Genomic DNA, 23,924 nt, shown 5'->3' on the forward strand with positions numbered 1-23,924 from the left:
CGTGCTCGGCGTTATTTTGTATCGAGTTGTAGTGACTGGACGTTCGTCCGTTCTAAAAAGGCATTCGAGATCATAATCAATCCCGTGATGATGAACAGGGCAGAAAATCCGAAGTGTGCCACGATTTGGGATCCAAATAGCGGTCCGAGTAGATTCCCCATGAACTGAGCGGACTGATTGTATGAAAAGATGCGCCCTGTCGCAGAGACCGGCGTATGCTGGCGCAGTAGCGATTGAACGGACGGCATCAAGGCGGCCGTTGCGAACCCGATTCCGAAACGCAACAAGATGAGTTGAGTCGTTGAGGTAACGAATGCTTGCGGAATCAAGAAGAGGCTATAGAGGAGCAGTGCCCAAAACAAGATGCGCTCTGCTCCGTGTCTGTCCGATAACCGTCCGAGACGCTGCGCCGAAACGAGAGCGGCCAGTCCCGGAGCAGAGGCGACAATCCCTGCCATGAAGGCGAGCGCGGTAGTGTTCGGATTCAATTCACGTACGTATAATGTCAAGAGTGGTCCGATAGATTGTGTCGAGAACTGAATGAGGAACGTTGTCACAAACAGACCGACAATCAACTGTGGATGTCGCAGTGAGGCAAAAATCGATTTCATCGACGCGAGTTCTTCGCGTTTCACTGGGACAAAATCTTCTTTTACGAACCAAAGCGTGATGAGGAACGTCAGGAAGAGTGCACTTCCGGTAAAGAGAAAAACGGATCGAAGCCCAATCCAGTCTGCGAGCAGTCCGCCGATGAGGGGACCGAGTAGACCACCAGTGATTCCACCGGTTGACAGGGTACCGAGCGCCCAGCCACTTTTCTCTTTTGGTGTTTGAGATGCGACCAACGTGATGCCGGCTGAAATAAATCCAGACACGGCCCCCATGAGTAAACGCAACCCGACGAGTTGATATACGTCTTGGACGAAGCTGATGAGGAACATGACGATGGCCATCCCAAGACTGGCTCGGATGAGCATCAGCTTTCTTCCTTTTCGGTCAGCCAAGCGTCCCCACATCGGAGAGACGATGGCGGCCACGAGGAACGTAGCGCCGAACGCGATCGCAGACCAAGTGACGACGTGGTCCGGATCCTTTACCCCGAGTTGTTCGATGAACAATGGGAGGAATGGAAGGACGAGACTCATCGACGCGGCGGTCAAGAAGCTACCGATCCAAACAACCATTAAATTTCGTTTCCATAGAGGTATCGTAAGCGTCACGACCTTTCTTATTCAATTTGTAGTCAACACTCTATATACTACACTTTGTGAACTAAAAAGTCCAAAAAAAGAGAAGGTGTGACCCTTCTCATTGATTGCTTAATACGGTGATATGATTGACTTGGCGAATGACCTGATCCTCATACAATACATAGACAGGTCCGTCAGTAAGTACTTTTCCATCTTTTGAAAATTGTAAATATACGCTCGATGCCTCGCTGAGCGATAGAGTCAATATGGTCTCCCCGTAAAAACGGACATGTGTCGCGAGCTCAATCGGTTCGGCATTGTTTAAAAAAGGCGCGAGCGGCATGGCGAACGAGTCGCGTAATGCTGCATCCTTGTCTTGTCGTGACATCGGTTTGTTGTGGTCGATTCGAGTTCCTTGTGACAATCCGTCATCCCATGCTTTCCCCATTTTCGCATAGTATGCCTCACGGTCATTCTCCGTCACCGAGTCCAAATCTTCAATCTTTCGTTTTCGTTCGTCAAAAATCCATACGGTCGGGTCAATCGTCAGACTGTGGCGAACCGCTCCATCAAGTGGAAAAATCATGCTTATATCCCCCTTCATACACATTACACGTTTCATTATAGCGCTCTTTCTCGTAAAATGGAAAAGAGGAAGAATGTCGCGTTCATTCATACTGTACATTGAATTATGATGAAAGATAATGTACAGTTGAGTTATGACAAACAGTCTGTCATCGTACGGAGGAGGGGTCGTAGTGGCGACAAATTTGGCTGCAATCCAACGGGAGCAAGCGCTTCAATTACTCGAGGCGGATGCTGAAAAAATCCGTTGTCTGATTGAAGTGCAGTTAGAAAACCTAAAAATGCCGAAGTGCCCGCTTTATGAAGAGGTGCTTGATACACATATGTTTGGACTATCGCGCCAAATTGATTTTGCGGTTCGTCTTGGACTCATTTCAGACATTGAAGGTAAAGGACTGCTCGATTCATTGGAACAAAAGTTATCTGCCTTGGCAGAAGCTTCAGAATTATGAACCTTATACTCAAACTGTGCAAGTGGCGCTGTTTGAGTATTTTTTTATAAGGGTTGTCGGATTGTTTTACATAAGGAAGTGAATACATGAAAACACGGTTTCGGTATTTTGATTTTGCGTTGTTTTTGTCAGTGCTCTTGCTCGTCGGGCTAAGCTCCATCATGATTTATAGTGCGAGTGTTTGGAATCGTGGGGATTACGCGAATAGTAGTTTATTCTATCGCCAGCTCGTCTACGTTGGCATTGGAATCTTTGTCTATTTGATTGCGACATTGTTCCGATATGAGATGTTTCGGAAAAAAGGCATTCGCCTCGGTCTTTATGCGCTCTCTGTCATCTTGCTGTTTGTCACGTGGGCGATGCCTCCATTGAATGGGGCGAGAGCTTGGCTCATCATCGGAGGAATGACCATGCAACCGGTCGAGATTGCGAAGTTCGTTCTCATCATACTGCTTGCGAACTACTACCATGAACTATGGAATAATGAGTTGAAAGGACTCCCTGGTCGATTGGCGCGGGCCGCTATCACGAAAAAAGGGTTGCGTGCACAAATCGGCGCCTTCTTTTTAGTGCCTGTCCTCTTTTACTTTTCGTTTTATGCGATCGCAATCAATGGACAGCCGGATATGGGGGGGCTATTCGTCCTCGGTTCCATCATGTTGCTCATGTGGTTCGGTGTCGGGGCGCCGCTTCGAATTTTGATTCCAGGGATTTTAGCTGGGGTTGGTACTGTATTCGTATTGTTCACGACCATCTTTTCGGAGAATCAACGAAGTCGGATTGAAGTCGTGTTCAACCCGTTCATGGACCCGGAAGGATATGGACACCAATTGCTCATGTCGATTATCTCAATTGTACATGGTGGATTGACTGGAGTCGGACTTGGGAACAGTTTTCAAAAGTATGGATATTTGCCAGAACCAGAAACCGACTATATCATGTCGATCATTGCGGAGGAGTTAGGATTCCTCGGTGTATTGACGGTTTTAGTCCTACTCTTCTTCATCGCCTTTCGCGCGATCCATATCGCCAATCATGCGGATAGTCACTTTGCGATGTTCGTATCGTTTGGGATTGCATCACAAATCATTATCCAGACGGCCATCAACATCGGTGCGATGTCCGGTTGGTTCCCAGGGACAGGCGTAACCTTGCCACTGGTCAGTTATGGAGGAACATCGCTCATCATGATGATGGGTGTTCTCGGGGTGCTCAGTAGTATCTCGATGCGTAACCGTCATCGAGAAGCGACACGACGAGAAGAAATTCGGGTGAAGTCAGAAGAAAACGTTCAACGCTCATCGCTTCACGTTGTCAGGTAAGGAAACGAACAAACTTCATTAACGGGGGGATTTCATTTGAAACCAATTAAAAAGTTACTTGTTGCAAACCGTGGGGAAATTGCCATTCGCGTATTTCGCGCGGCGACAGAGTTAGGCATTCGAACGGTAGCTGTCTATTCGCAAGAAGATAGCGGCTCCTTACATCGCTTTAAAGCTGATGAAGCCTACTTGATCGGTGTAGACAAAAAACCGATCGATGCGTACCTCGATATCGAAGACGTGATTCGAATCGCTAAGGAGTCAGACAGTGATGCGATTCACCCAGGGTATGGTTTCCTTTCAGAGAACATTGAACTCGCACGACGTTGCCGTGAAGAGGGCATCATCTTTGTCGGACCGCATGAGTCACATTTACATGCGTTCGGGGATAAAGTACGAGCACGTCAGAGTGCGATTGCTGCGGGTCTTCCTGTCATCCCGGGTTCGGATGGACCGCTCACATCATATGAAGATGCTGAAGCATTTGCGAACGAGCACGGATTCCCGCTCATGGTCAAAGCTTCGATGGGTGGCGGAGGACGCGGAATGCGTGTCATTCGAACAGAAGCGGAAATGAAAGATTTGATTGAACGTGCAAAGTCAGAAGCAAAGCAGGCGTTCGGTTCTGACGAAGTGTACATAGAAAAACTCGTCGAACGTCCGAAACACATCGAGGTGCAAATTCTTGGGGATGAGCACGGTCACATCGTTCACTTATTCGAGCGTGACTGTTCGGTTCAGCGCCGTCACCAAAAAGTTGTCGAAGTGGCGCCGTGTGTGACATTGTCTGATGCATCGCGCCAAGCGATTTGTGATGCGGCGGTCCAACTCATGCGACACGTCGGATACGTCAACGCCGGTACAGTCGAGTTCTTGGTGACAGAGGATGAGTCGTTCTACTTCATCGAAGTCAACCCGCGCATTCAAGTGGAACATACGATCACAGAGATGGTGACGGGCTTTGACATCGTTCAAACGCAATTGATGATCGCGCAAGGTGAGTCGCTCCACGGCGATATGATTCAAATGCCGAAACAGGAAGAGATTAAACTTCTCGGTTATGCAATCCAATCACGTGTTACGTCTGAAGACCCAGGCAATAACTTCATGCCGGACACAGGAAAAATCATGGCTTACCGTTCTCCGGGTGGCTTTGGTGTTCGTCTTGACGGTGGGAATGCGTATGTCGGTGCAGAGATTTCACCGTACTACGATTCACTTCTCGTGAAATTGTCCACACATGGCATGACATTCGAACAAGCGGCCTCGAAGATGGTTCGAAACTTGAACGAGTTCCGGATTCGTGGAATCAAGACGAACATTCCGTTCTTGATTAACGTCATGAAGCACCCGAACTTTATCAGTGGAGATTACAACACGTCATTCATCGATGAGACGCCAGAACTGTTCGTCTTCCCGAAACGAAAAGACCGCGGGACGAAACTGCTGAACTATATCGGGGATGTGACAGTGAATGGATTCCCAGGTGTTGGTCTGAAAGACAAGCCGATCAGCCGTTCGGTGCGAATCCCGCACGACCTCCCGGCAGAAGCGAAGCCAGGGACGAAACAAATTCTTACAGAGCTTGGACCGGACGGCCTCGCCGACTGGATCAAACGTCAACCGGAACTGTTGTTGACGGATACGACGATGCGAGATGCGCATCAATCGTTGCTCGCGACGCGCATGCGCACACAGGATATTCTAAATATCGCCGAACCGACAAGCAAACTCATGCCAGAATTGTTCTCGGTCGAGGCATGGGGCGGAGCGACGTTCGACGTCGCCTACCGATTCTTATCCGAAGACCCATGGGTACGTCTCATGAAGCTTCGTGAGAAGATGCCGAACGTCCTAATTCAAATGTTGCTACGCGGTGCGAATGCGGTCGGATATAAAAACTATGCAGACAACGTCATCGAGAAATTCGTACACGAAGCGGCATATGCCGGAGTCGACGTGTTCCGAATCTTTGATAGTCTCAACAACCTTGAGTCGATTCAATTGGCAATCGATGCGACGCTTCCAACTGGGAAAGTGGCAGAGGCAGCCATCTGTTATACGGGAGACTTGTATGATGGTAACCGTCCGAAGTACCATCTTCCGTATTATATCGACCTCGCGAAGAAACTTGAGGCGAGTGGTGCGCATATCTTGGCAATCAAGGATATGGCAGGTCTATTGAAGCCGGAATCAGCCTATGCACTCGTATCGGCATTAAAGGACGCCGTGGACTTACCAATCCACTTGCATACACACGATGCTTCCGGTAACGGGATCTTCACATATGCTCGCGCGACAGATGCCGGTGTCGATATCGTTGACGTTGCCGCGAGTTCGATGTCAGGGATGACATCACAGCCTTCAGGTGGAAGTTTGGTTTATGCGCTCAACCACCACGAACGTCAGCCGAAAGTCGACCCGAAACAATATGAAATCATCAGTGACTACTGGCAAGACGTGCGTCACAACTATGAACCGTTTGAAAGTGATATGCGTGCATCGAATCCATCCGTGTACGAACACGAGATGCCAGGTGGGCAATATTCAAACCTCCAACAGCAGGCGAAAGCGGTCGGACTTGGAGACCGCTGGGCAGAAGTCAAGGCGATGTATGCCCGAGTCAACATGTTGTTCGGGGACATTGTCAAGGTGACGCCGTCATCTAAAGTTGTCGGTGATATGGCGCTCTTCATGGTCCAGCATAACTTGACGGAAGAAGATGTGATGACACGAGGACATCAGTTGGATTTCCCAGACTCGGTCGTCGAAATGATGCGTGGTGAATTAGGAACGCCTCCAGGTGGATTCCCGAAAGATGTGCAACAAGTCATCTTGAAAGGGGAAGAGCCATTAAACGTTCGTCCTGGTAAATTGATCAAACCGTATGACTTTGAATCGGCACGCCAAGAACTATTCGAAAAATTCGAGCGACCGGTGACGGACTTTGAACTTCTTGCTCATGCGCTTTATCCGAAAGTGTACGAAGACTATATCAAACATACAACGACATACGGGGACGTCTCAGTGCTCGACACGTTGACATTCTTCTACGGATTAAACGTCGGTGAGACAATCCAAGTTGAAATCGAGACTGGAAAAACGTTAATCATCAAGCTCGTACAAGTGAGTGCAGCGAATGAAGATGGCATCCGTCTCGTCTCGTATGAGATGAACGGGGTACCACGTGAAATCGAGATTAAAGATGTCAATGTCAAATCGGCAACGACAAGCCGTCCGAAAGTCGATCGTTCGAACGCCAAACAAGTCGGTGCATCGATGCCGGGGTCTGTCTTGAAAGTATTGGTCGAACCAGGAAGTCGAGTTCATCGTGGGGAGCAGTTACTCGTCACAGAAGCGATGAAGATGGAAACGACGATTCAAGCGGCACAAGATGGTGAGATTAAGGCCATTCATATTAAAGAAGGCGACACAATACAAAGTGACGACTTGTTGATTGAATTTGTATAATCAAAAGAAGCATAGCGCGCTATGCTTCTTTTTTGTAGATGGGAGTGGAGATCATGAGACGAGTATGTTGGTTTCGTTCGGATTTTAGACTGACCGATAATCATATGTTACACCGTGTATTGAAAGATATGGAGGAAGGCGATGACCTAGATTTCGTCTTTTGGTTGAATCCGAAATACTGTGACCCGTTCGAGGTACGGCATGACTATTTCTTCTCGACGATGCGAGCGTTCATGTATGATTTAGATGCGAAAGGGTTAGGGCTTCGCGTCCTTGTCGCAGAGACGGAGGATGCGTTCGTGAAACAGCTCGGGGAGATGGATGTGCTCTATTTTAATGCGGAGTACGTGGAACCGTTCAAACAGCGGGATGACCGTGTGATTGAAGCACTTGGTGAAGAAGTAAAAGTTGTGCGACTTCTGGATCGTCACCTGTTTCATCCCGATGCGTTCCGTACAAAAAGTGGCGATCCCTATAAAGTTTTCACCCCGTTCAAAAAAGCGGCGTATGCCGAACAGCCGCCCGCACCGTATGAGGTTGATGTCGGTCGTTTATCTCAGTACATCCGTTCAAAGAATGAACAACCGAGTGAACTGAAAGATCTATTCAAACGATGTAATCGTGAATGGAAAGGGCTAGGGGAAACGGAAGCGAAGAAACGATTGACCCACTTCGTCAATGATCGCATGGTCGATTATGACGAGAAGCGTGACATTCCGAGCATCGCCGGGACGAGTCGACTATCTCCTTATTTACGGACAGGTGTGTTGTCGATTCGCACCATCACCGAACAAGTGTTGTCGGCGAGACGATCAAAGGGGCGTGACACGTATTACGATGAGCTGTTATGGCGTGAATTTTATTACATGGTCATGTCAAAGTTCCACGGATTGAAAGATCAACCGTTCAATGATAAATACAAGTCACTTGAATGGGAGGACAATGAAAAGCAGTTCGAAAAGTGGTGTAACGGGGAAACGGGGTATCCAATCGTCGACGCGGCGATGCGTCAGTTGAACGAGACCGGGTGGATGCACAACCGCCTACGCATGATTGTCGCATCTTTCCTATCGAAACATCTCCTTCTCGATTGGCGAAAAGGGGAACGGTATTTCGAGCAAAAGCTGATCGATTATGAGGCAGCGTCGAATATCGGGGGATGGCAATGGGCGGCCTCAGTCGGGACGGACGCTGTTCCGTATTTCCGTATTTTCAATCCGACGACGCAATCCGAGCGATTTGACCCTGATGGGACGTTCATCCGGAAGTATGTGCCGGAGCTGAAACATATAACAGATAAATCGATTCACTTTCCGGACCCGTCAGAGCGAGACAACTATGCCATGCCAATCGTCGATCATAAAGAAGCGAGAGAGCGTGCCCTCGAACGATTTAAAGCATTGTAAACTAAAAAGCGCCGCGGCGCTTTTTAGTTTGGTTATCCGTTCATGTTTTTCAATTGTGCCCCGTCTTGTCGCGCTGTCGACCGATACGCGTGATAAGAGAGGTATGACAGGATACCGAAGTAGCACGTGATCAAGAATGCGTGAAGGAGCGGAACGTAAGTCGCGTGTCCTCCAAGAACGATCCAAGCACCTGTACCGACTTGAAGTAGGATGAAGAAAAGAGACGCCCACATACCGCGCTCAATCAATCGGTTCATTTCTTTTCGGGCAAGATAGAGTACATACAACGTGTACAAAACGAGAATACCCGCCATGATGCGATGTCCCATCTGCACATACGACTCGAACGTCCAGACGTTCTGCTCACAAATCGGCCAACCGACACATGCGTATGTAGCACCGAGGTGACGGACGTAGGCTCCTGTGTACACGACGATCATCGTATAAATTGAAAGACCGTAAAGATGAGATCTTAATCGTCTCGATACGACTTGATGTTCCCGGTCACCTTCGAATAACAGAATCGTCAAAATGAGTAACGATGCGAACGACACGAGAGAAATTCCAAAATGAAGGGCCAGGATGGCATCCGACTGTTGCCAAATGACTGCGCCCGCTCCAATGATTGATTGGATGAGCATAAAGATAAATGCGAGAAACGCAAAGATTTTCACATCGACCCGATGTTTGACCGCGATGAAAGTCCAAATGGCGAGCGCAATGATGAGAAGACCTTCAATACCGGAGACTACGCGGTGACTGTATTCAATCATCGTTTCAACACTAGGATTGGTTGGGATTAATTTTCCATGACAGAGTGGCCAGTCCGTCCCACAACCATCTCCTGAATCCGTCTTCGTCACGGTTCCACCCATGATGAGGACAAGCATCATCCCGAGGGTGACAAACCCTGAGAAAAACGCGAGTTTTTTATGCATGCAATACCACCTGCTTCTAATCGAAATCCGTTAAAAAATGTACCTTGTTTATTTATATTTTTTTCGCCATACTTATTATACGGCTTTATGTTCAAAAAACGAAATGGAAAAGCTTGCAATCGTTATCAAAAACGTTATTCTAATATTAGTAAAGCACATAAGGTGTGACAAATATCACACTATTGACACAAAAAACTCGCTATTTTACAAGCATAAAGGGCGTATTTTATAAAAAAATATGGTATCTTTGTAGAGAGTTAAGTGTATTTTGTTCATATTGTGTTTTTTCTGTGAAGAGAATGCGAGGATTTCGTGATTATGTGGGGGGGTCAGTATGACAAAAGTCAACCCAGGGATGACGGTAGATGTAGAGTATACAGAATCAACGTCATTCCGAGATTACGTCGCCTTAGCGAAAATGGGAATCGTTCGCGCCAACCTGTTGTTGGTGTTTGCAGGATTCTTCGTGGCAGCGACGTACCAGAGCGATACGCCAGTCCTTTACTTGTTTGAAGTTTGGCCACAGCTCTTATTAACGATGTTAGGAAGCGCACTCGTGATTTCGGGGAGTTGTTACCTAAACAACTTTGTGGACCGAGATATCGATTACTTAATGGATCGTACGGACAATCGACCGAGTGTAACCGGCAAGATTTCAGGAGAGAAGATTTTACTCCTTGGATTGACACAACTTGCAATCGGAACACTACTATTGCTCCTTGTATCGTACGTCGCCGCAGTATTCGGTTTAATCGGGGCATTTTTTTATGTCGTGATTTATACGATGTGGCTGAAGCGTACGAGTACGCTCAATACAGTCGTCGGTAGTATTTCGGGAGCCGTTCCACCGCTCATCGGTTGGGCAGCACTAGATCCGGCACTTCATATTGATGCGTGGCTCATGTTCCTTGTCATGTTCTTATGGCAACCACCTCACTTCCTGGCGCTCGCCATGCGACGGACGGAAGAGTATCGAGCGGCAGGCATTCCGATGCTTCCGGTCGTGAACGGATTTGCCATCACGAAACGGCAAATCATCTGGTGGATTGCGACGCTGATTCCGGCATCGCTCTTATTTATGCACTATGGTCTTGTTTACTTGACAGTCGCAGCCGGTTTAGGGGGCTACTGGTTGTATCTCGGATTGAAAGGATTCAACGCCGAGGACGAAATCAAGTGGGCAAACAAAATGTTCTTCTATTCATTAATTTATTTAGTCGTGTGGATTATCGCGCTGATTTTGACAGCACTCTGGTGATCGCACTCACTATATAGAAAACCATTACACATCATTTTGGGAGAAAGTGGGGATTGTTGTGAAATCATTTAAGAAGCTTCTGTTTGGCATCGTCCCGATGATGATGTTCGCAGTCCTGTTATCAGGTTGCGGTCAAGAGGGATTGTCTGCATTGAAGCCGATGGGAGAAGGGGCTGAGCTTCAGCTCCGCATCATTCTCATCAGTTTGGCGATCATGCTCTTCGTACTCATCATCGTATCGGTCATTTACGTGTACGTGCTCATGAAGTTCCGTCGGAAAGATGAATCGATTCCGAAGCAAGTTGAAGGTAGCAGTACACTCGAGATGATTTGGACAGTCGTTCCGATTATCCTTCTCATCATTCTCGCTGTTCCGACAATCACGACGACTGTCGAACTCGCGAAAGCGAAAGAAGCGAAAAAAGAAGAAGAAATCAACGTTACAGCTAACTTGTACTGGTGGGAATTTGAATATCCAGAAGCAGGTGTTGTGACAGGGCAAGAGCTCGTCATTCCAGTCGGAAAACGAGTCGGCATCAACTTGACGTCGAAAGATGTCATTCACTCATTCTGGGTACCGGCTTTATCTGGTAAGACAGATACGAACCCAGGACTTGATAACGAAATGTGGTTACATGCAAATGAACCAGGTACTTACTACGGGAAATGTGCTGAGCTTTGCGGTCCGTCACATGCCCTTATGGACTTTAAAGTCATCGCGCTCGAGCAAGAAGAATATGATCAATGGCTCGCTGACATGAAAGCTAAGCAAGACGAGAACGGTGAGAATCTCGTCGCAGACAACACAAACTTGACTACAGGTGAGCAAGTGTATGTCGAAAGCTGCTTGAGCTGTCACGGCGGCGGTAAAGTGGCACCAAGTTTAACGAACTTCGGTGATCGTGAATGGCTCGCAGGTTACCTCGAAAACAACGAGGACAACTTGAAAGAGTGGATCCGTGACCCGCAAGAGAAAAAACAAGGGGCTCTTATGCCAGGATTCAATGAAGGTCAAATCAGCAACGAAGAATTAGATGCACTCGTTGACTTCTTGTATGAGCAGAAGATTGACTAACGGGAAAAGGGGGATTTCACGTGGCACAGACCACTGCAATGCAGCAATCGCGTAAATACAATGGCATCATGGATTGGATTACGACGGTTGACCACAAAAAAATCGGTATTTTGTATTTGTTCTCAGGAATCTTCTTCCTCCTTCTCGGTGGAATTGAAGCATTACTGATTCGTTGGCAACTCGTCAAACCAATGAACGATTTCGTCAGCGGTGAGACATTTAACCAGTTGATTACGATGCACGGGACGACGATGATCTTCCTAGCGGCCATGCCGATGCTATTCGGTTTTATGAACGCCGTCGTACCACTTCAAATCGGGGCACGCGACGTTGCGTTCCCATTCATTAACTCATTAGGTTTTTGGTTGTTCTTCTTCGGTGGAGTCATGCTTAACTTGAGCTGGTTCTTCGGAGCAGCACCAAACGCAGGGTGGACGGCTTACGCTCCACTTTCAACACAACCGGAAGCGACAGGGGTAGACTTCTACGCTCTCGGTCTTCAGATTTCAGGTTTCGGTTCATTGATGGCCGGGATTAACTTCCTCGTCACCATCTTGAACATGCGTGCGCCAGGAATGAAACTCATGCGTATGCCACTCTTCACATGGACGACTTTCGTTGCATCGGCATTGATCGTCTTCGCATTCCCACCACTTACGGTCGGATTGTTCATGTTGATGTTCGAGCGACTCTTCGGAGCTGCTTATTTTGACCCGGCACTTGGCGGGAACGTTGTCATCTGGGAACACCTTTTCTGGATCTTCGGTCACCCGGAAGTATACATCTTGATCTTACCGGCATTCGGTATTTTCTCGGAAATCATTCCGACATTTGCGCGTAAACGTCTCTTCGGTTACACGACGATGGTCTTCGCGACAATGCTTATCGGTTTCCTTGGATTCATGGTTTGGGTTCACCACATGTTCACAGTCGGTCTTGGTCCAGTTGCCAACTCGATCTTCGCTGTTGCAACGATGGCGATTGCCGTACCAACTGGTGTTAAAATCTTTAACTGGCTCTTCACACTGTGGGGCGGTCAAATTAAATTCAACGTGGCCATGCTTTACTCTGTCGCGTTCATTCCTTCATTCCTCGTTGGTGGGATGACAGGGGTTATGCTTTCAGTCGCACCGGCTGACTATCAGTACCACGACAGCTACTTCGTTGTCGCTCACTTCCACTACGTTATCGTAGGTGGGGTTGTATACGGTCTCTTCGCAGGACTTTACTACTGGTTCCCACTCATGTTCGGAAAAGCCCTTTCTGAAAAGCTTGGATACTGGCAGTTCTGGTTGTTCTTTATCGGGTTCCACTTGACGTTCTTCCCGCAACACTTCCTCGGATTGTTCGGTATGCCACGTCGAGTCTTCACATACCTCGATGGTCAAGGTTGGGATACACTCAACATGCTCTCGACAATCGGTGCATTCTTCATGGGTGTGTCAACGATTGTCTTGCTCATCGCTGTTGTGAAAGCCTTCTTGTCAAAAGACCGCGTCAAACCAGACCACTGGGGAGACGGACGTACGCTTGAGTGGACACTTCCTGTTCCGACTCCAGAGTACAACTTTGCACAAACACCACTCGTCAAAGGACTTGATACGTTCTGGCTCGAGAAAATGGCAGGCAACAAACGCGTGTCAGTCGCTGAGGAAGTTTCGGACATTCACATGCCGAATAACTCGCTCATTCCGTTCTTCATGTCACTCGGCCTCTTTATCGCAGGACTCGGTGCCATCTTCCAGATGGATAACACGGTCGTCGGTTGGTCATTGATTGGATTTGGATTAGCGATGACGTTCGTCTCGATGTTCCTACGTTCTTGGATTGACGATCACGGCTACTACATTCCGAAGTCACAAGTCGAAGCAGACTTGAAAGCGATTCGTGAGAAAGGAGAACAATAAATGGCACATGCAGTTGAAAAACACCCAGTGACCGGTATCCCGGCCAATCCAGAGAAAGCAACACTGGAAGGGAAAAATAAATATGTGGCCTTCTGGTTCTTCCTTGGTGGAGAGACAGTCCTCTTCGCCTCGCTCTTTGGAACATACGTTGGTCTCTTGAACTCTGGTGCGCCAGAGGAATTACGTTCGTATAACATTTTCGAAATGGAGCTCGTCTTCATCATGACGATGCTCCTCCTCACAAGTTCACTTACAAGTGTCCTTGCGATGATGAACATGAAGGCAAACAATCCAGGGCGTATGAAGCTTTGGTTGATTGTGACGCTCCTTCTTGGTGCCGGATTCCTTGGTGCTGAGATTTACGAGTTCATTCACTACTACCACATCGGTCACACGTTCACGTCGAGCGCATTCGGTTCAGCCTTCTATACGTTGGTTGGTTTCCACGGCGCGCACGTAACGTTCGGTCTTCTTTGGATCACGACGCTCTTGATTCGTAACTGGAACCGTCCGATCGATGTATACAATGCACCAAAGTTTTATGTATCGAGTCTATATTGGCACTTTATCGACGTTGTTTGGGTCTTCATCTTCTCAATCGTCTACCTCTTAGGGATGGTGAACTAATATGGAAAAACGAGTAATGAACGAATCTCACAAGCAGTTAGAGCTTGAAGTAAAAGCAGAGTCGAAACGTGAGTATCAGCTTCAATTAATCAGTTTCGCGATGATGATTTTACTCACATTCGTGGCATTCGGCGCCGTCTATGCGGAATTGATGCCGGTGTGGGCAGCAGGTGGTTTTTTAATCATCTTGGCGGTCATCCAAGTCTTCCTACAGTTATATATCTTCATGCATATGAATAACCGTGGGAACACGTGGATCGTTGGCATGATGTGGCTAGGTATCTTTGTTGCCATCATCACGGTCGCTGCACTCCGCTTACTCATTTGGTAATTGTGACAAAGGATTGAACATCTGTGGAAACACGGATGATTCGGTCCTTTTTCCTTTACTTCAAAAATGAATGAATAGTAATCTTGAAGTGAACGGTTTCAAAGGTTAGGGAGAGAAAGAAAAGGGGTGAACGGATGCTCTGGAATACGTCGGAGCTGCTCAATCAATTTGATTGGCTCACGTTATGGAGTCCGCTGTTCGGATTGCTCATGGTCGGGATTTATGTGTTATACGCCGTCGTGACAGAGAGAATGGCGAAGCGAGGATATGCCTCGACCACGTTATTACAAAAGTTTAGTATGTTGTTTGCGATTGTCTTGTATTACATCGGTTTTGGAAGTCCAATCGATGTCATGGCACATATCATTTTATCGGTGCATATGTTCCAAATGGTGCTCGTCTATATTTTGGCACCGGCACTCGTCGTTTACGGTCTACCGTACTGGGTGTTTGAAAAAGTACTTAGCTTCAAATGGATTGGGCCGATGTTCAAGTTTTTGACGAAGCCACTGATCGCGCTCATTTTATTCAACGCATTGTTCTCGATTTACCATATGCCGGTCGTATTCGACTACGTCTTGACGAACTACGGCGTTCACCGTATTTTCCACGGTGCCCTTGTCGTCTTTAGTTTGACGATGTGGTATCCGGTCATCGTTCCACTCGTCTCAGACGAAGAGGAAGGCATGTCCGATTTGAAACGAATGGTGTACATTATCGCCAACGGGGTCTTACTGACACCTGCCTGTGCGCTCATCATCTTTAGTCAAACGACACTCTATAATGCATACACGGACCCACAGACGTTTGCGACGGTCCTTGGATACTGTCTCCCGAATGGTGACGTTTCCGGAATTGATTTAGAGGCGTTGATGGGAGCGACGAACAGTGCGCTCGAAGATCAACGTTTCGGTGGGGTCCTCATGAAACTCGGTCAAGAGATCGTGTACGGCTTCTTCTTCGGCTGGACGTTCTTCGGCTGGGTGCGTCGGACGAAGTCACTTGCTCTTGATGAAGGCATGTCATTCACTCCGCAAGAAACAAATGAAAAAAATTAAACAGAACATAAAGGGGAAACATTGATGAACTATCTTGCCTTAATTAGTGTGTCATTCATCGTCATCAGTGCGATTCTTGTCGCCATCGGATGGGTGATTATTGCAAAAGACCGCAGCAACATCGAAAAACATAAAAAGGTGATGACGGCCGCAGCGATTGCAGCGACGACGTTCTTCATCCTTTACGTCTCGCGTACCATTTTTGTCGGTAACACGGCATTTGGGGGACCGGATTCAGTGAAGCCGTTCTATCTTGGTTTTATGATTTTCCATATTCTTCTCGCAACCACAGGTGGTATCCTCGGATTGATTACGCTCTATCTCGGTTATAAAAACAAAATCGAGAAGCACCGGAAAATCGGTCCAAAAGCGTCAGTCGTCTGGTTCTTCACGGCCATTACGGGGGTGACGGTTTACATTCTTCTCTATGTGGCATATGACCCAGGTGAAACGACGAACGTATTTCGCGCGATAATCGGAGGATGATCCATAGAGAGGGAGAGCTGTATGAAACGGAATAGCTATTTGACGGTCGGTTTGACCGTCTTGACGCTTGTCGTCATCGGAGTAGCCGTGTATTTTGTTTTCTTCAATCAAGACGACCTACCCGTCATTCAAGAGCCAACCCCGTTCACATTAACGAACGCATTAAATGAAGAGACCTATAATTCCGACAACGGAAAAGTGAAGATTGTGACGTTCTTCTATACGAACTGTCCAGATATTTGTCCGCTCACGTTACGTGATTTTATGAAACTCGAAAAAGAATTGAAAAAAGAGAACTTATACGGCTCGGACGTAGAACTCGTCGCGATCACGGTTGACCCGGAGGTGGATACCGTGCCCGTTCTGAAAAATTACGGGGAAGCATTCCAAGCAGAGCCGACTGGATGGAAGATGTTGACGGGAGACCAGGTAGACATTGACCGAATCACACGTCAGCTACAGTTCTATTATTCGAAGGCGAACAGCGGACTCGTGACGCATGCGACGACGATGTACGTCATCGACCGCCATCATGATGTCCGTGCTGTCGCGCAGATGGCGACGGCAGGGGATGAACCGGTCGATATCGAATCTATCATGGAGGACGTTAAAGTGCTCGCGAATGAAAAGGAGTGATCACCATGAACGATACGATGGCTGTGATTGGGAATGACTATTCATACGGAGACGTGACGATTGCGGAACGGGCGATTGAAGATTTGATCGCGTGTAGCGCAATCGAATTCGGCTTGAAAGAAGTGAAAGTCGTCTCTCGCTCGAAAGACCACTATGATTATCAAATCATTGCACCATTAACACTACTCGAGGCAGAGCGATTGTACCGCTATGTTCGAGACCAATTCGATTTATTGCTCGGTCAAGTCGATGTGACATTGACCGTCATTGCGGCATGATATAAGGGAGGACCCGTAAAGGGCCTCCTTTTTTATATGCTCGACGCTACGTTTCTTATGACTATATCTTCCAGAAGTGAACTTTGCTATACTAAATAGTGGAGTCGAACTAATGTTCGCTTTTTAGAAATGGAGGAGGACAAATTATGCAGAACCAAGCCTTAGTCGTTATTGACATTCAAAATGACATCACGAAAAATTACAAAGCAATCATCGACAACATCAATAAAGCGATTGATTGGGCGGTCGAAAAGAAGTTACATATCGTCTATATCCGTCATGAGAATTTATCAGCAGGGACGAGAACGTTCAAAACAGGAACGCGAGGAGCGGAATTAGCACCAGATTTGAAGCTCGCGTCCGACCACGTGTTCACAAAGTACAAGGGCAACGCCTTGACGAGCGAAGCGTTTGTGACGTTCATTGCCAAGCATCACATCGATACGTTTTATATCACTGGGGCTGATGCGACCGCCTGTGTGAAGTCGACTTGCTACAATCTGCGGAAATCTGACTATGCGGTTAGCGTCTTGTCGGATTGCATTACGAGCTACGATTTGAAAAAACTAGAAGATATGATTATGTATTATAAGAGTAAAGGTTGCGTGATCATCGAATCAAAGGACTTGTCGGCGTAAGTTGCCTAACAACGTTTAACTCGCCCATAAGAAAAACCCCTTCGCTTATGCAAGGGGTTTGACTTCTAATGTTTCTGCGAGTGCTTTTAGACGGCGCTCACAGTCGCGGACGATTTCTTCTGGGAAGACTTCATCGTATTCAACACCGTGTGGATAATAATGCTTTCCTAAAATCGGTGTAAGCATTTTGACAACAGCGTGACGATCTTCGATTTGACCTTCGATCGCGTATACAGGTAAGCGAAGATAGAATGTTTCGCCAGTCGATTGTTTCTCATATTTCATGTCATACGTGGCACGCTCGTAATCCCAAGCACCTTCACGGATGAAATGATGATGATCCATGATCGTCTCGAGCAAACCAAAACGGATTTCTTTTCCCTCGATGTGGAACTGCTCAAATTTCATCATAATCCCCCTTTTCGAATAAACCTCATATGTCATCATACCATATTCAAAAACGTTCTTGGAATAACGTGTGTTCAAATTGTGAAAAAAAGATGAACGATTAATCAGCCGAGTGAATTTAAGTATTCCTCGATTTTTTGAGGGAGTTTCACGCCAAGAGGTAGCAGTCCTTCTGATCCGAAAAAGACGTTGAATTCCAAAATGTAAAATCCTTCTTCCGTCACGATAACGTCAAACGCTGCGTGATTGATAGATAACGTGTTGGCAATCGATTGAACTTCTTTGATGACGTCTTCCGGGATGTCTTCGTACGAGAAGTTAGCCCCTTGAGCGACATTGTTTAAAAAAGCCTCGCTGACACGCCAATAGGCACCGACTACCTCTTCTCCAATCACGATGATGCGTAAGTCGCGATCATTCGGGATGAACTCTTGGACATAGAACGTATCATGATTCTCGACGTATTCTAACCAGTCTTGGTCATTTTTGATTAACCATACCCCTTGACCCATTGAGGATTTGGCTTTTTTGGCGACGAACGGGTAGTGGAATTCTTCCAACACGCGTTCAATCGTGTATGGGTTCTTTCCATAAATCAATGTCTTCGGAATCCGATGCGGATATGTCGCTTTAAAGGCGCGCGTCATCTCGATCTTGTCGTGCCCGAGGTGATAAGTCGCAGGTGATGGGAAGATTGCTTTATTCATCCCGTAGATGATGGAATTGACCATCCAATACTCAGGGAACAGGACGAGGTCGGCAGCGCGAACCTTATCGAGCTGATCGAAATAATATTCGGGTTTCGCATAATCCGTCTTGATACCGGCCGATCGGATCATATTAAAAGAAACTTTTTTCATACGTAGACGCATAGGTTGCGTCTGTTCACTTCCTTTCTACATGGAACGCCTTGCGGTCAACTTCAATTATAGTGTGGATTGCTTACATAGGGAAACAATTGTGGTAAAATCATGGCAGAAAGGGTGAGGGGTATGATAATCACTGAACAGACGATTGCCCTGCTCGATCAAACAGAAGAATTGACCGATTTGATTGAAGCAAGCGAATCGTTTCAAACATATATTCAAACGAAAGCGGCACGTCTCGCATCACAAGAAGCAAAGGAAATCGAGCGTGAGTTCTTGAAGATGAAAGAGGACTATGAGTATGTCCAGCGATTCGGAAAGCATCATCCGGACCACGACCGCATCAAAAAAGAGATGCATCTCATCAAACGTCGTCTCGATGTTCAGCCGGAAATCGCTGCGTTCAAAAAAGCGGAACGAAGCTTGGATAAGTTGTTAGGGGAAGTGAGTGAACTATTGGCTCATTCAGTCTCTCCTAAAATCAAGGTCCCGACCGGTAATCCATTCTTTGATGAAGGTGGATGTTCTGGTGGAGGTAGCTGCGGAGGAGGCGGAAGTTGTGGATGCGCCGTCTAAGTTGAATGAACGGATTGGCTTCGTCGTATACGTGAATTCCTTAAAACAAGTGAAAGCGTTAAGACGTTATGCGAATCTTTACTTTGTCTCAAAACGAGAAAAGTATGCGTTTCTTTATACTGACCTCGAAGGTCATGAAGCCGTACTCGAACAAGTGAAAGCATTGCCGTTTGTGGAAGCGGTCGTTCGAAGCGAACGCCCATTCATTTCCGAAACGTACGAGACAAAATCGAAATAAACAAAAAGATGAAGGTGGCATCACCTTCATCTTTTCTGCTGGAGGGAAAGACATGCGTGTCATATCTGGAGAACGAAAAGGGACCCGTTTAAAAGCGGTCCCAGGAACGGCGACACGGCCGACGACCGATAAAGTGAAGGAATCGTTATTCAACATTATCGGACCTTATTTTTCAGGCGGGAAAGCACTAGACCTTTACGCGGGCAGCGGTGGGCTCGGAATCGAGGCGTTATCACGAGGTTGTGACGAAGCTATTTTTGTCGATCGTCAACCGAAAGCCGTCCAAACGATTCAAGAGAACTTGCGAGCGACCCATTATGAAGTAAAAGGGAGAGTATATCGTCAAGACGCCAAGGCGGTACTCGAACAACTCAAGGTTCAACAGGAACAATTCAAGCTCATCTTTATGGATCCTCCTTATCATGCGGAAGAACACGTGGCGTTCTTACAGCTGATCGATGAATCAGATTTGTTGATCGATATCGGCGTAATCGTCTGTGAACACGGTAGTGACGTGACATTACCGGAGCGGGTGGGACGATTTGAACGAATTAAAGAACAGCGATACTCAGATGTCATCACCATCAGTTTCTATGAGTACGCATCGGAGGAGTGACACGATGAAACGGATTGCGATTTGTCCGGGTAGCTTTGACCCAATCACAAACGGACATCTAGATATTATTGAACGAGCGGCGGCCATTTTTGACGAAGTCATCGTGGCTGTCCTTGAAAATTCAAGCAAAGCCCCATTATTTGATGTGGAGGAAAGACTTGGACTGATTCGAGATGTGACGACACATCTGCCAAACGTGTCGGCTGACGCGTTCGGGGGATTGCTTGTCGAGTATGCCGCAGAGCGGGAAGCGGCGACGATCGTCCGTGGGCTCCGTGCAGTCTCAGATTTCGAATACGAGCTTCAAATCGCATCAATTAACAAAAAGTTGAATGAGAACGTCGAGACGTTGTTCATGATGACGAATAGTCAATATTCGTTCCTCAGCTCGTCGATTGTCAAAGAAGTGGCGAAATATGGTGCATCGGTCAGTGAACTCGTACCGGAACAGGTTGAAATTGCCTTGCGTAAAAAGTATCAAGTGAGTTCGGGACAATGAAATCGTTAAAAATCGGTCTCGGTCTACTCGTTACAGTGCTTCTCTTCCTGTTCGTCCCACTTCCTTACTATATCTCTTCACCCGGAGCAGCGACCTCAATTGAAGAGTTCCTGACCGTCCAAGGTGGCGAAAAAGAGGATGGGGAACTGATGATGGTGACAATCTCCCAACGCCGTGCGACTCCGTTTTGGTTAGTTGAAAGTTGGGTGACCCCGTTCACGGAAGCGAATTTATCCAGTCGCTATTTATACGATGGGGAGAATGAGGCAGACTATGAACGTCGCCAACAATTATTGATGGACTCTTCTCAACAAGCAGCAATCCAATACGCCTATCAATTAGCAGCTCAAGACGTGACGGTTGATTTCGAGGGAATTTATGTATCTGCTCCGATTCCTGGGTCCCTTGCGGCCAATGTGTTGAAGCCGGGTGATGTCATCACGGCCATCGATGGGATGTCCTTTGCCACTCGCGTCGACTTTTTGAATCGCATATCGGAATTTGAGGCGGGCGATGAAGTGGAGTTGACGATTGAACGAGACGGCGAAGAACGTGTCGTGCAAACGCTCATTCAGCCGATCGATCAAAGCGGGGATCGTGTCGGAATTGGAATCTATGAACCACTTCCCGTTCAAGAAATCACGGCTGATCCTGAAGTCGATGTCGCTTTGACGAATGTCGGCGGTCCATCTGCAGGATTGATGTTCACGTTAGAAATTTATGATCAATTGACGCCAGGTGACTTGGCAAATGGAAAACGGATTGCCGGAACCGGAACGGTCGATGAGGAAGGGAATGTCGGACCTATCGGAGGTGCATGGCAGAAAATTGTCGCCGCCGACGAGGAAAGAGCGGAAGTCTTCTTTGTGCCGGCCGGTTCAAATTATGAAGAGGCGCTGGAATCACGAGACCGCCTAAACAGTGACATTGAAGTCGTCCCTGTAAAGACGGTCGAGGATGCGATTCGTTATTTAGAAGAGATGAACTGAGGGCGTTGCCGGTGCTCGATCAATGCATCATCTTGAAGCGGGAGTCGATATGCTTCGGTGACACGAGCTTCAAAATCGAGCCGGGCATCGAACTTACTGACGAGTTGCACGTCTTCCTTCACATCTCGTAACGCATGTCGTCCGAGATCGTTGAAGGCGAGCGGTCTCACGTAAGGGACTTCATCAAAGCGTGTCGGTGCCTCGACTTTTAACCAGTGAAGCAGTACGGCGACGAACGCCCGCTGAATGGCGGTACGCGTGTAGCGACGTGTCGACACGACAGCAAGTGCACGTTCGAATGAAGGCTCGACTCCCGCCTGCTTAAGACGAGGTGCGAGAGAAGCATCAATTCCTACGAGCTCCGTCAATGTGTGGAGTGGCAAGGTTCTCAGTTTGAATTGTAAGACGGGCCAATAGTGTTCCCAATGTGTCATCGGTTGTGTCCGAAACATCGCTTCAGTCGATGCCGGAACGGCACGAACTTCACCGGTGTCTAGGTAATGAGCCCGAATACCCGTTGCCGACATGACGTCCATTAATGAAGGATCATGATAATCAGCCCCGAGCCGTTTGACTGTATGTAACTGAATCATCTTTGCTGCTTTGGCGTAATGATAGCCCAAAATGTTGTTTGGTCGCGTCAAATCAAATGAGGGATAAACGGTCCGGAAAGCTCGACTCGAAGCTTGAGCGGACGAGTGTCCTTCATGTAATGCTTCTTGAAGCGCCTCTTTGTAACGTGACGTCTCTTCGACATGTGAACGGGCTGCATGGAGGATTGCATCTATATCCCCGCTCTCACTCCCGAACGATAGCGTCTGGCAACGGAGCTGTTCAGCAATCGAGACGGAGGCTTTAGCGAAACGGTCGGCGCGTTGGACCCCGTATTGGGTCGGTAGCTCGATGACAAGATCGATCGCACCGCTCTCGACGGCAGCCTTAGCCCGTTTCCACTTGTCGAACGAGGCGGGTTCGCCCCGTTGAGTGAACTGGGCACTCATGATGGCAATCATGACATCAGCTCCGGTTTCGTGACGTGCAGTTTGCGCTTGATAATAGTGCCCGTTGTGAAACGGGTTGTACTCTGCAATAATGGCCGTCTTTTGCATGATTTACTCCTTTGCATTGTCGTATGGATTGGTGTAAGATGAGTAAGTACGCTTTGGCAAAGCGCCGTCGTCAACTGATTTTAGTGTAAAGAAAAAACATTGACAAAACAAGTTGGCCTATCTATAATTCATATTGTTGCAATTGAGGTGATTCGGATGAAATGGTCTATTGCACAGCTACTTAAGCTCCGAAACCAGGGTGACGGTTTTACAATCGATGAGATGGTAGAACTACCAGAGCTAACTCAGCTCCATCCGGATATCCGTTCGATTCGCCCGGTGCATGTGCACGGGGATGCATCGTTCACATCTAATCAAGTTACATTCAATCTGAAGATTCAAGGTGACCTGACGTTGCCAGATGCGCGAACGTTAGAAGATGTCACTTATGAATTCGATATTGAATCGCTCGAGCCTTTCTTTTTGGAGAATGGGCGTTATACGGAGCAATTCGATGACGTGAATTTGCCAGAAGGAAATACAATCAGTCTTGTACCGATTGTAAAAGAGCTCATCATGTTAGACGTCCCGATGCAAGTTTATGGGAACGAAACAGACAAAACTCAGGTTGAAGGAGAAGGCTGGACGCTCACTGACGAACAGCCCGAAGCCCAACCAAAAATTGACCCGCGTTTCGCGGGACTAGCCGACCTGTTCTCGAAAAAAGAGAACGAGGAAGGTTAACTTATCAAGGAGGTGGACAACGATGGCAGTACCATTCCGTAGAACGTCGAAAACTCGCAAACGTCTTCGTCGTACTCACTTCAAACTCAACGTACCTGGTATGAACGAGTGCCCGAACTGTGGCGAAATGAAACTTTCACACCGTGTTTGCAAATCTTGCGGACATTACAACGGTAAAGAAGTAACAAGCAAATAATGCTTGAAGGAGTGACCTGTTCTCAGGTTACTCCTTTTTTGTTTATCATTTTTGGGTCATGGTGAAAAGATGTGGTAAACTTTTT

27 protein-coding genes are annotated in these 23,924 nt (G+C 47.4%); 21 read left to right on the forward strand and 6 right to left on the reverse strand.

Annotated features, from left to right (window positions below; all coding sequences use genetic code 11):
* Positions 1-11: 11 nt before the first annotated feature.
* Both ACFO4U_RS01870 and ACFO4U_RS01875 read right to left on the reverse strand, forming a co-directional pair.
* On the reverse strand, positions 12-1,184 hold the full coding sequence (locus tag ACFO4U_RS01870; RefSeq protein WP_240499801.1) for a multidrug efflux MFS transporter: 1,173 nt from the start codon (positions 1,182-1,184) through the stop codon (positions 12-14).
* 124 nt (positions 1,185-1,308) lie between these two features.
* Positions 1,309-1,776 carry a hypothetical protein gene (locus tag ACFO4U_RS01875; protein ID WP_215244076.1) on the reverse strand — a complete coding sequence of 156 codons (468 nt, stop codon included), beginning with the start codon at positions 1,774-1,776 and terminating at the stop codon, positions 1,309-1,311.
* Between the two features lie 172 nt (positions 1,777-1,948).
* Between ACFO4U_RS01875 and ACFO4U_RS01880 the strand changes: the two genes are divergently transcribed.
* The 4 genes from ACFO4U_RS01880 to ACFO4U_RS01895 all read left to right on the forward strand — a co-directional run bounded on the left by ACFO4U_RS01880 (position 1,949) and on the right by ACFO4U_RS01895 (position 8,426).
* Positions 1,949-2,227, forward strand: a complete 279-nt coding sequence (locus ACFO4U_RS01880; protein ID WP_015881276.1) for an Fpa/YlaN family protein — start codon at positions 1,949-1,951, stop codon at positions 2,225-2,227.
* Between the two features lie 86 nt (positions 2,228-2,313).
* The gene (locus ACFO4U_RS01885; RefSeq protein ID WP_214691098.1) at positions 2,314-3,549 is read left to right on the forward strand and encodes an FtsW/RodA/SpoVE family cell cycle protein; all 1,236 of its coding nucleotides are present in this window, start codon (positions 2,314-2,316) and stop codon (positions 3,547-3,549) included.
* A 36-nt stretch (positions 3,550-3,585) separates the two neighbouring features.
* The gene (locus tag ACFO4U_RS01890; RefSeq protein ID WP_074037361.1) at positions 3,586-7,020 is read left to right on the forward strand and encodes a pyruvate carboxylase; all 3,435 of its coding nucleotides are present in this window, start codon (positions 3,586-3,588) and stop codon (positions 7,018-7,020) included.
* Between the two features lie 53 nt (positions 7,021-7,073).
* Positions 7,074-8,426, forward strand: coding sequence for a cryptochrome/photolyase family protein (locus ACFO4U_RS01895; RefSeq protein ID WP_215244075.1), 1,353 nt, complete (start codon positions 7,074-7,076; stop codon positions 8,424-8,426).
* Positions 8,427-8,458: 32 nt separating this feature from the next.
* Here the strand turns inward: ACFO4U_RS01895 and ACFO4U_RS01900 are convergent, their stop codons facing one another.
* Positions 8,459-9,364: a COX15/CtaA family protein gene (locus ACFO4U_RS01900; protein ID WP_214691096.1), complete on the reverse strand. Its 906-nt coding sequence runs from the start codon at positions 9,362-9,364 to the stop codon at positions 8,459-8,461.
* Between the two features lie 334 nt (positions 9,365-9,698).
* Here ACFO4U_RS01900 and cyoE point away from each other — a divergent pair, with 334 nt between their 5' ends.
* The 10 genes from cyoE (at position 9,699) to ACFO4U_RS01950 (ending at position 17,658) form a co-directional block, all read left to right on the forward strand.
* A complete protein-coding gene (gene cyoE, locus ACFO4U_RS01905) occupies positions 9,699-10,622 on the forward strand; it encodes a heme o synthase (protein WP_074037356.1) in 924 nt (307 codons plus the stop codon).
* Positions 10,623-10,719: 97 nt separating this feature from the next.
* Entirely contained in the window at positions 10,720-11,697 is a 978-nt protein-coding gene (gene coxB / locus ACFO4U_RS01910) for a cytochrome c oxidase subunit II (protein WP_214691281.1), read from the forward strand.
* A 38-nt stretch (positions 11,698-11,735) separates the two neighbouring features.
* On the forward strand, positions 11,736-13,604 hold the full coding sequence (gene ctaD / locus ACFO4U_RS01915; RefSeq protein ID WP_214691280.1) for a cytochrome c oxidase subunit I: 1,869 nt from the start codon (positions 11,736-11,738) through the stop codon (positions 13,602-13,604).
* On the forward strand, positions 13,605-14,231 hold the full coding sequence (locus tag ACFO4U_RS01920) for a cytochrome (ubi)quinol oxidase subunit III (protein ID WP_015881284.1): 627 nt from the start codon (positions 13,605-13,607) through the stop codon (positions 14,229-14,231).
* Between the two features lies 1 nt (position 14,232).
* Entirely contained in the window at positions 14,233-14,562 is a 330-nt protein-coding gene (locus tag ACFO4U_RS01925) for a cytochrome C oxidase subunit IV family protein (protein ID WP_031421543.1), read from the forward strand.
* 134 nt (positions 14,563-14,696) lie between these two features.
* Positions 14,697-15,620: a cytochrome c oxidase assembly protein gene (locus ACFO4U_RS01930; RefSeq protein ID WP_159562043.1), complete on the forward strand. Its 924-nt coding sequence runs from the start codon at positions 14,697-14,699 to the stop codon at positions 15,618-15,620.
* A 24-nt stretch (positions 15,621-15,644) separates the two neighbouring features.
* Entirely contained in the window at positions 15,645-16,106 is a 462-nt protein-coding gene (locus ACFO4U_RS01935; protein WP_015881287.1) for a DUF420 domain-containing protein, read from the forward strand.
* Positions 16,107-16,127: 21 nt separating this feature from the next.
* Positions 16,128-16,742, forward strand: coding sequence for an SCO family protein (locus ACFO4U_RS01940; protein WP_214691094.1), 615 nt, complete (start codon positions 16,128-16,130; stop codon positions 16,740-16,742).
* 5 nt (positions 16,743-16,747) lie between these two features.
* Positions 16,748-17,020 carry a hypothetical protein gene (locus tag ACFO4U_RS01945; RefSeq protein WP_215244074.1) on the forward strand — a complete coding sequence of 91 codons (273 nt, stop codon included), beginning with the start codon at positions 16,748-16,750 and terminating at the stop codon, positions 17,018-17,020.
* A 146-nt stretch (positions 17,021-17,166) separates the two neighbouring features.
* The gene (locus tag ACFO4U_RS01950; protein ID WP_159562045.1) at positions 17,167-17,658 is read left to right on the forward strand and encodes a cysteine hydrolase family protein; all 492 of its coding nucleotides are present in this window, start codon (positions 17,167-17,169) and stop codon (positions 17,656-17,658) included.
* Positions 17,659-17,703: 45 nt separating this feature from the next.
* Here ACFO4U_RS01950 and ACFO4U_RS01955 read toward each other — a convergent pair whose 3' ends face one another.
* Both ACFO4U_RS01955 and ACFO4U_RS01960 read right to left on the reverse strand, forming a co-directional pair.
* Positions 17,704-18,066: a YugN family protein gene (locus ACFO4U_RS01955; protein ID WP_015881291.1), complete on the reverse strand. Its 363-nt coding sequence runs from the start codon at positions 18,064-18,066 to the stop codon at positions 17,704-17,706.
* 104 nt (positions 18,067-18,170) lie between these two features.
* A complete protein-coding gene (locus tag ACFO4U_RS01960) occupies positions 18,171-18,926 on the reverse strand; it encodes an ATP-grasp domain-containing protein (RefSeq protein ID WP_074037944.1) in 756 nt (251 codons plus the stop codon).
* Between the two features lie 132 nt (positions 18,927-19,058).
* Here ACFO4U_RS01960 and ACFO4U_RS01965 point away from each other — a divergent pair, with 132 nt between their 5' ends.
* From ACFO4U_RS01965 to ACFO4U_RS01985, 5 genes are read left to right on the forward strand one after another with little or no spacing between them, the layout of a single operon-like run.
* Positions 19,059-19,508 carry a YlbF/YmcA family competence regulator gene (locus ACFO4U_RS01965; RefSeq protein WP_015881293.1) on the forward strand — a complete coding sequence of 150 codons (450 nt, stop codon included), beginning with the start codon at positions 19,059-19,061 and terminating at the stop codon, positions 19,506-19,508.
* Entirely contained in the window at positions 19,492-19,746 is a 255-nt protein-coding gene (locus ACFO4U_RS01970) for a YlbG family protein (protein ID WP_143406649.1), read from the forward strand. The genes ACFO4U_RS01965 and ACFO4U_RS01970 overlap by 17 nt, the downstream gene beginning before the upstream one ends.
* Before the next feature lie 52 nt (positions 19,747-19,798).
* Complete coding sequence (gene rsmD / locus ACFO4U_RS01975) at positions 19,799-20,362, forward strand: 16S rRNA (guanine(966)-N(2))-methyltransferase RsmD (RefSeq protein ID WP_214691092.1); 564 nt, start codon at positions 19,799-19,801, stop codon at positions 20,360-20,362.
* A gap of 4 nt (positions 20,363-20,366) precedes the next feature.
* Complete coding sequence (coaD, locus tag ACFO4U_RS01980; RefSeq protein ID WP_015881296.1) at positions 20,367-20,861, forward strand: pantetheine-phosphate adenylyltransferase; 495 nt, start codon at positions 20,367-20,369, stop codon at positions 20,859-20,861.
* Positions 20,858-21,850: a SepM family pheromone-processing serine protease gene (locus ACFO4U_RS01985; protein WP_214691091.1), complete on the forward strand. Its 993-nt coding sequence runs from the start codon at positions 20,858-20,860 to the stop codon at positions 21,848-21,850. Before coaD ends, ACFO4U_RS01985 begins: the two co-directional genes overlap by 4 nt.
* On the opposite strand, the gene ACFO4U_RS01990 is transcribed toward ACFO4U_RS01985, so the two are convergent.
* Positions 21,829-22,959: a tRNA(Met) cytidine acetate ligase gene (locus tag ACFO4U_RS01990; protein ID WP_074037342.1), complete on the reverse strand. Its 1,131-nt coding sequence runs from the start codon at positions 22,957-22,959 to the stop codon at positions 21,829-21,831. The two genes, ACFO4U_RS01985 and ACFO4U_RS01990, sit on opposite strands and share 22 nt — an antisense overlap.
* 156 nt (positions 22,960-23,115) lie before the next feature.
* Here ACFO4U_RS01990 and ACFO4U_RS01995 point away from each other — a divergent pair, with 156 nt between their 5' ends.
* On the forward strand, positions 23,116-23,643 hold the full coding sequence (locus ACFO4U_RS01995; protein WP_015881299.1) for a YceD family protein: 528 nt from the start codon (positions 23,116-23,118) through the stop codon (positions 23,641-23,643).
* Positions 23,644-23,665: 22 nt separating this feature from the next.
* A complete protein-coding gene (rpmF, locus tag ACFO4U_RS02000; protein WP_015881300.1) occupies positions 23,666-23,839 on the forward strand; it encodes a 50S ribosomal protein L32 in 174 nt (57 codons plus the stop codon).
* Positions 23,840-23,924 lie beyond the last annotated feature (85 nt).

The sequence above is a fragment of the Exiguobacterium profundum genome (genome assembly GCF_042652865.1).
GTDB lineage: Bacteria > Bacillota > Bacilli > Exiguobacteriales > Exiguobacteriaceae > Exiguobacterium > Exiguobacterium profundum.

Excerpts from the sequence above, each read along its gene's own strand:
- ACFO4U_RS01950 (WP_159562045.1), top strand. The coding sequence starts at position 17,167 with ATGCAGAACCAAGCCTTAGTCGTTATTGACATTCAAAATGACATCACG.
- ACFO4U_RS01985 (WP_214691091.1), top strand. The coding sequence starts at position 20,858 with ATGAAATCGTTAAAAATCGGTCTCGGTCTACTCGTTACAGTGCTTCTC.
- coaD (WP_015881296.1), top strand. The coding sequence starts at position 20,367 with ATGAAACGGATTGCGATTTGTCCGGGTAGCTTTGACCCAATCACAAAC.
- ACFO4U_RS01990 (WP_074037342.1), bottom strand. The coding sequence starts at position 22,959 with ATGCAAAAGACGGCCATTATTGCAGAGTACAACCCGTTTCACAACGGG.
- ACFO4U_RS01900 (WP_214691096.1), bottom strand. The coding sequence starts at position 9,364 with ATGCATAAAAAACTCGCGTTTTTCTCAGGGTTTGTCACCCTCGGGATG.
- ctaD (WP_214691280.1), top strand. The coding sequence starts at position 11,736 with ATGCAGCAATCGCGTAAATACAATGGCATCATGGATTGGATTACGACG.
- ACFO4U_RS01875 (WP_215244076.1), bottom strand. The coding sequence starts at position 1,776 with ATGATTTTTCCACTTGATGGAGCGGTTCGCCACAGTCTGACGATTGAC.
- ACFO4U_RS01940 (WP_214691094.1), top strand. The coding sequence starts at position 16,128 with ATGAAACGGAATAGCTATTTGACGGTCGGTTTGACCGTCTTGACGCTT.
- ACFO4U_RS01895 (WP_215244075.1), top strand. The coding sequence starts at position 7,074 with ATGAGACGAGTATGTTGGTTTCGTTCGGATTTTAGACTGACCGATAAT.
- ACFO4U_RS01925 (WP_031421543.1), top strand. The coding sequence starts at position 14,233 with ATGGAAAAACGAGTAATGAACGAATCTCACAAGCAGTTAGAGCTTGAA.
- ACFO4U_RS01920 (WP_015881284.1), top strand. The coding sequence starts at position 13,605 with ATGGCACATGCAGTTGAAAAACACCCAGTGACCGGTATCCCGGCCAAT.
- ACFO4U_RS01965 (WP_015881293.1), top strand. The coding sequence starts at position 19,059 with ATGATAATCACTGAACAGACGATTGCCCTGCTCGATCAAACAGAAGAA.
- rpmF (WP_015881300.1), top strand. The coding sequence starts at position 23,666 with ATGGCAGTACCATTCCGTAGAACGTCGAAAACTCGCAAACGTCTTCGT.
- ACFO4U_RS01945 (WP_215244074.1), top strand. The coding sequence starts at position 16,748 with ATGAACGATACGATGGCTGTGATTGGGAATGACTATTCATACGGAGAC.
- ACFO4U_RS01955 (WP_015881291.1), bottom strand. The coding sequence starts at position 18,066 with ATGAAATTTGAGCAGTTCCACATCGAGGGAAAAGAAATCCGTTTTGGT.
- ACFO4U_RS01885 (WP_214691098.1), top strand. The coding sequence starts at position 2,314 with ATGAAAACACGGTTTCGGTATTTTGATTTTGCGTTGTTTTTGTCAGTG.
- cyoE (WP_074037356.1), top strand. The coding sequence starts at position 9,699 with ATGACAAAAGTCAACCCAGGGATGACGGTAGATGTAGAGTATACAGAA.
- coxB (WP_214691281.1), top strand. The coding sequence starts at position 10,720 with ATGATGATGTTCGCAGTCCTGTTATCAGGTTGCGGTCAAGAGGGATTG.
- ACFO4U_RS01930 (WP_159562043.1), top strand. The coding sequence starts at position 14,697 with ATGCTCTGGAATACGTCGGAGCTGCTCAATCAATTTGATTGGCTCACG.
- ACFO4U_RS01995 (WP_015881299.1), top strand. The coding sequence starts at position 23,116 with ATGAAATGGTCTATTGCACAGCTACTTAAGCTCCGAAACCAGGGTGAC.
- ACFO4U_RS01960 (WP_074037944.1), bottom strand. The coding sequence starts at position 18,926 with ATGAAAAAAGTTTCTTTTAATATGATCCGATCGGCCGGTATCAAGACG.
- rsmD (WP_214691092.1), top strand. The coding sequence starts at position 19,799 with ATGCGTGTCATATCTGGAGAACGAAAAGGGACCCGTTTAAAAGCGGTC.
- ACFO4U_RS01935 (WP_015881287.1), top strand. The coding sequence starts at position 15,645 with ATGAACTATCTTGCCTTAATTAGTGTGTCATTCATCGTCATCAGTGCG.
- ACFO4U_RS01870 (WP_240499801.1), bottom strand. The coding sequence starts at position 1,184 with ATGGTTGTTTGGATCGGTAGCTTCTTGACCGCCGCGTCGATGAGTCTC.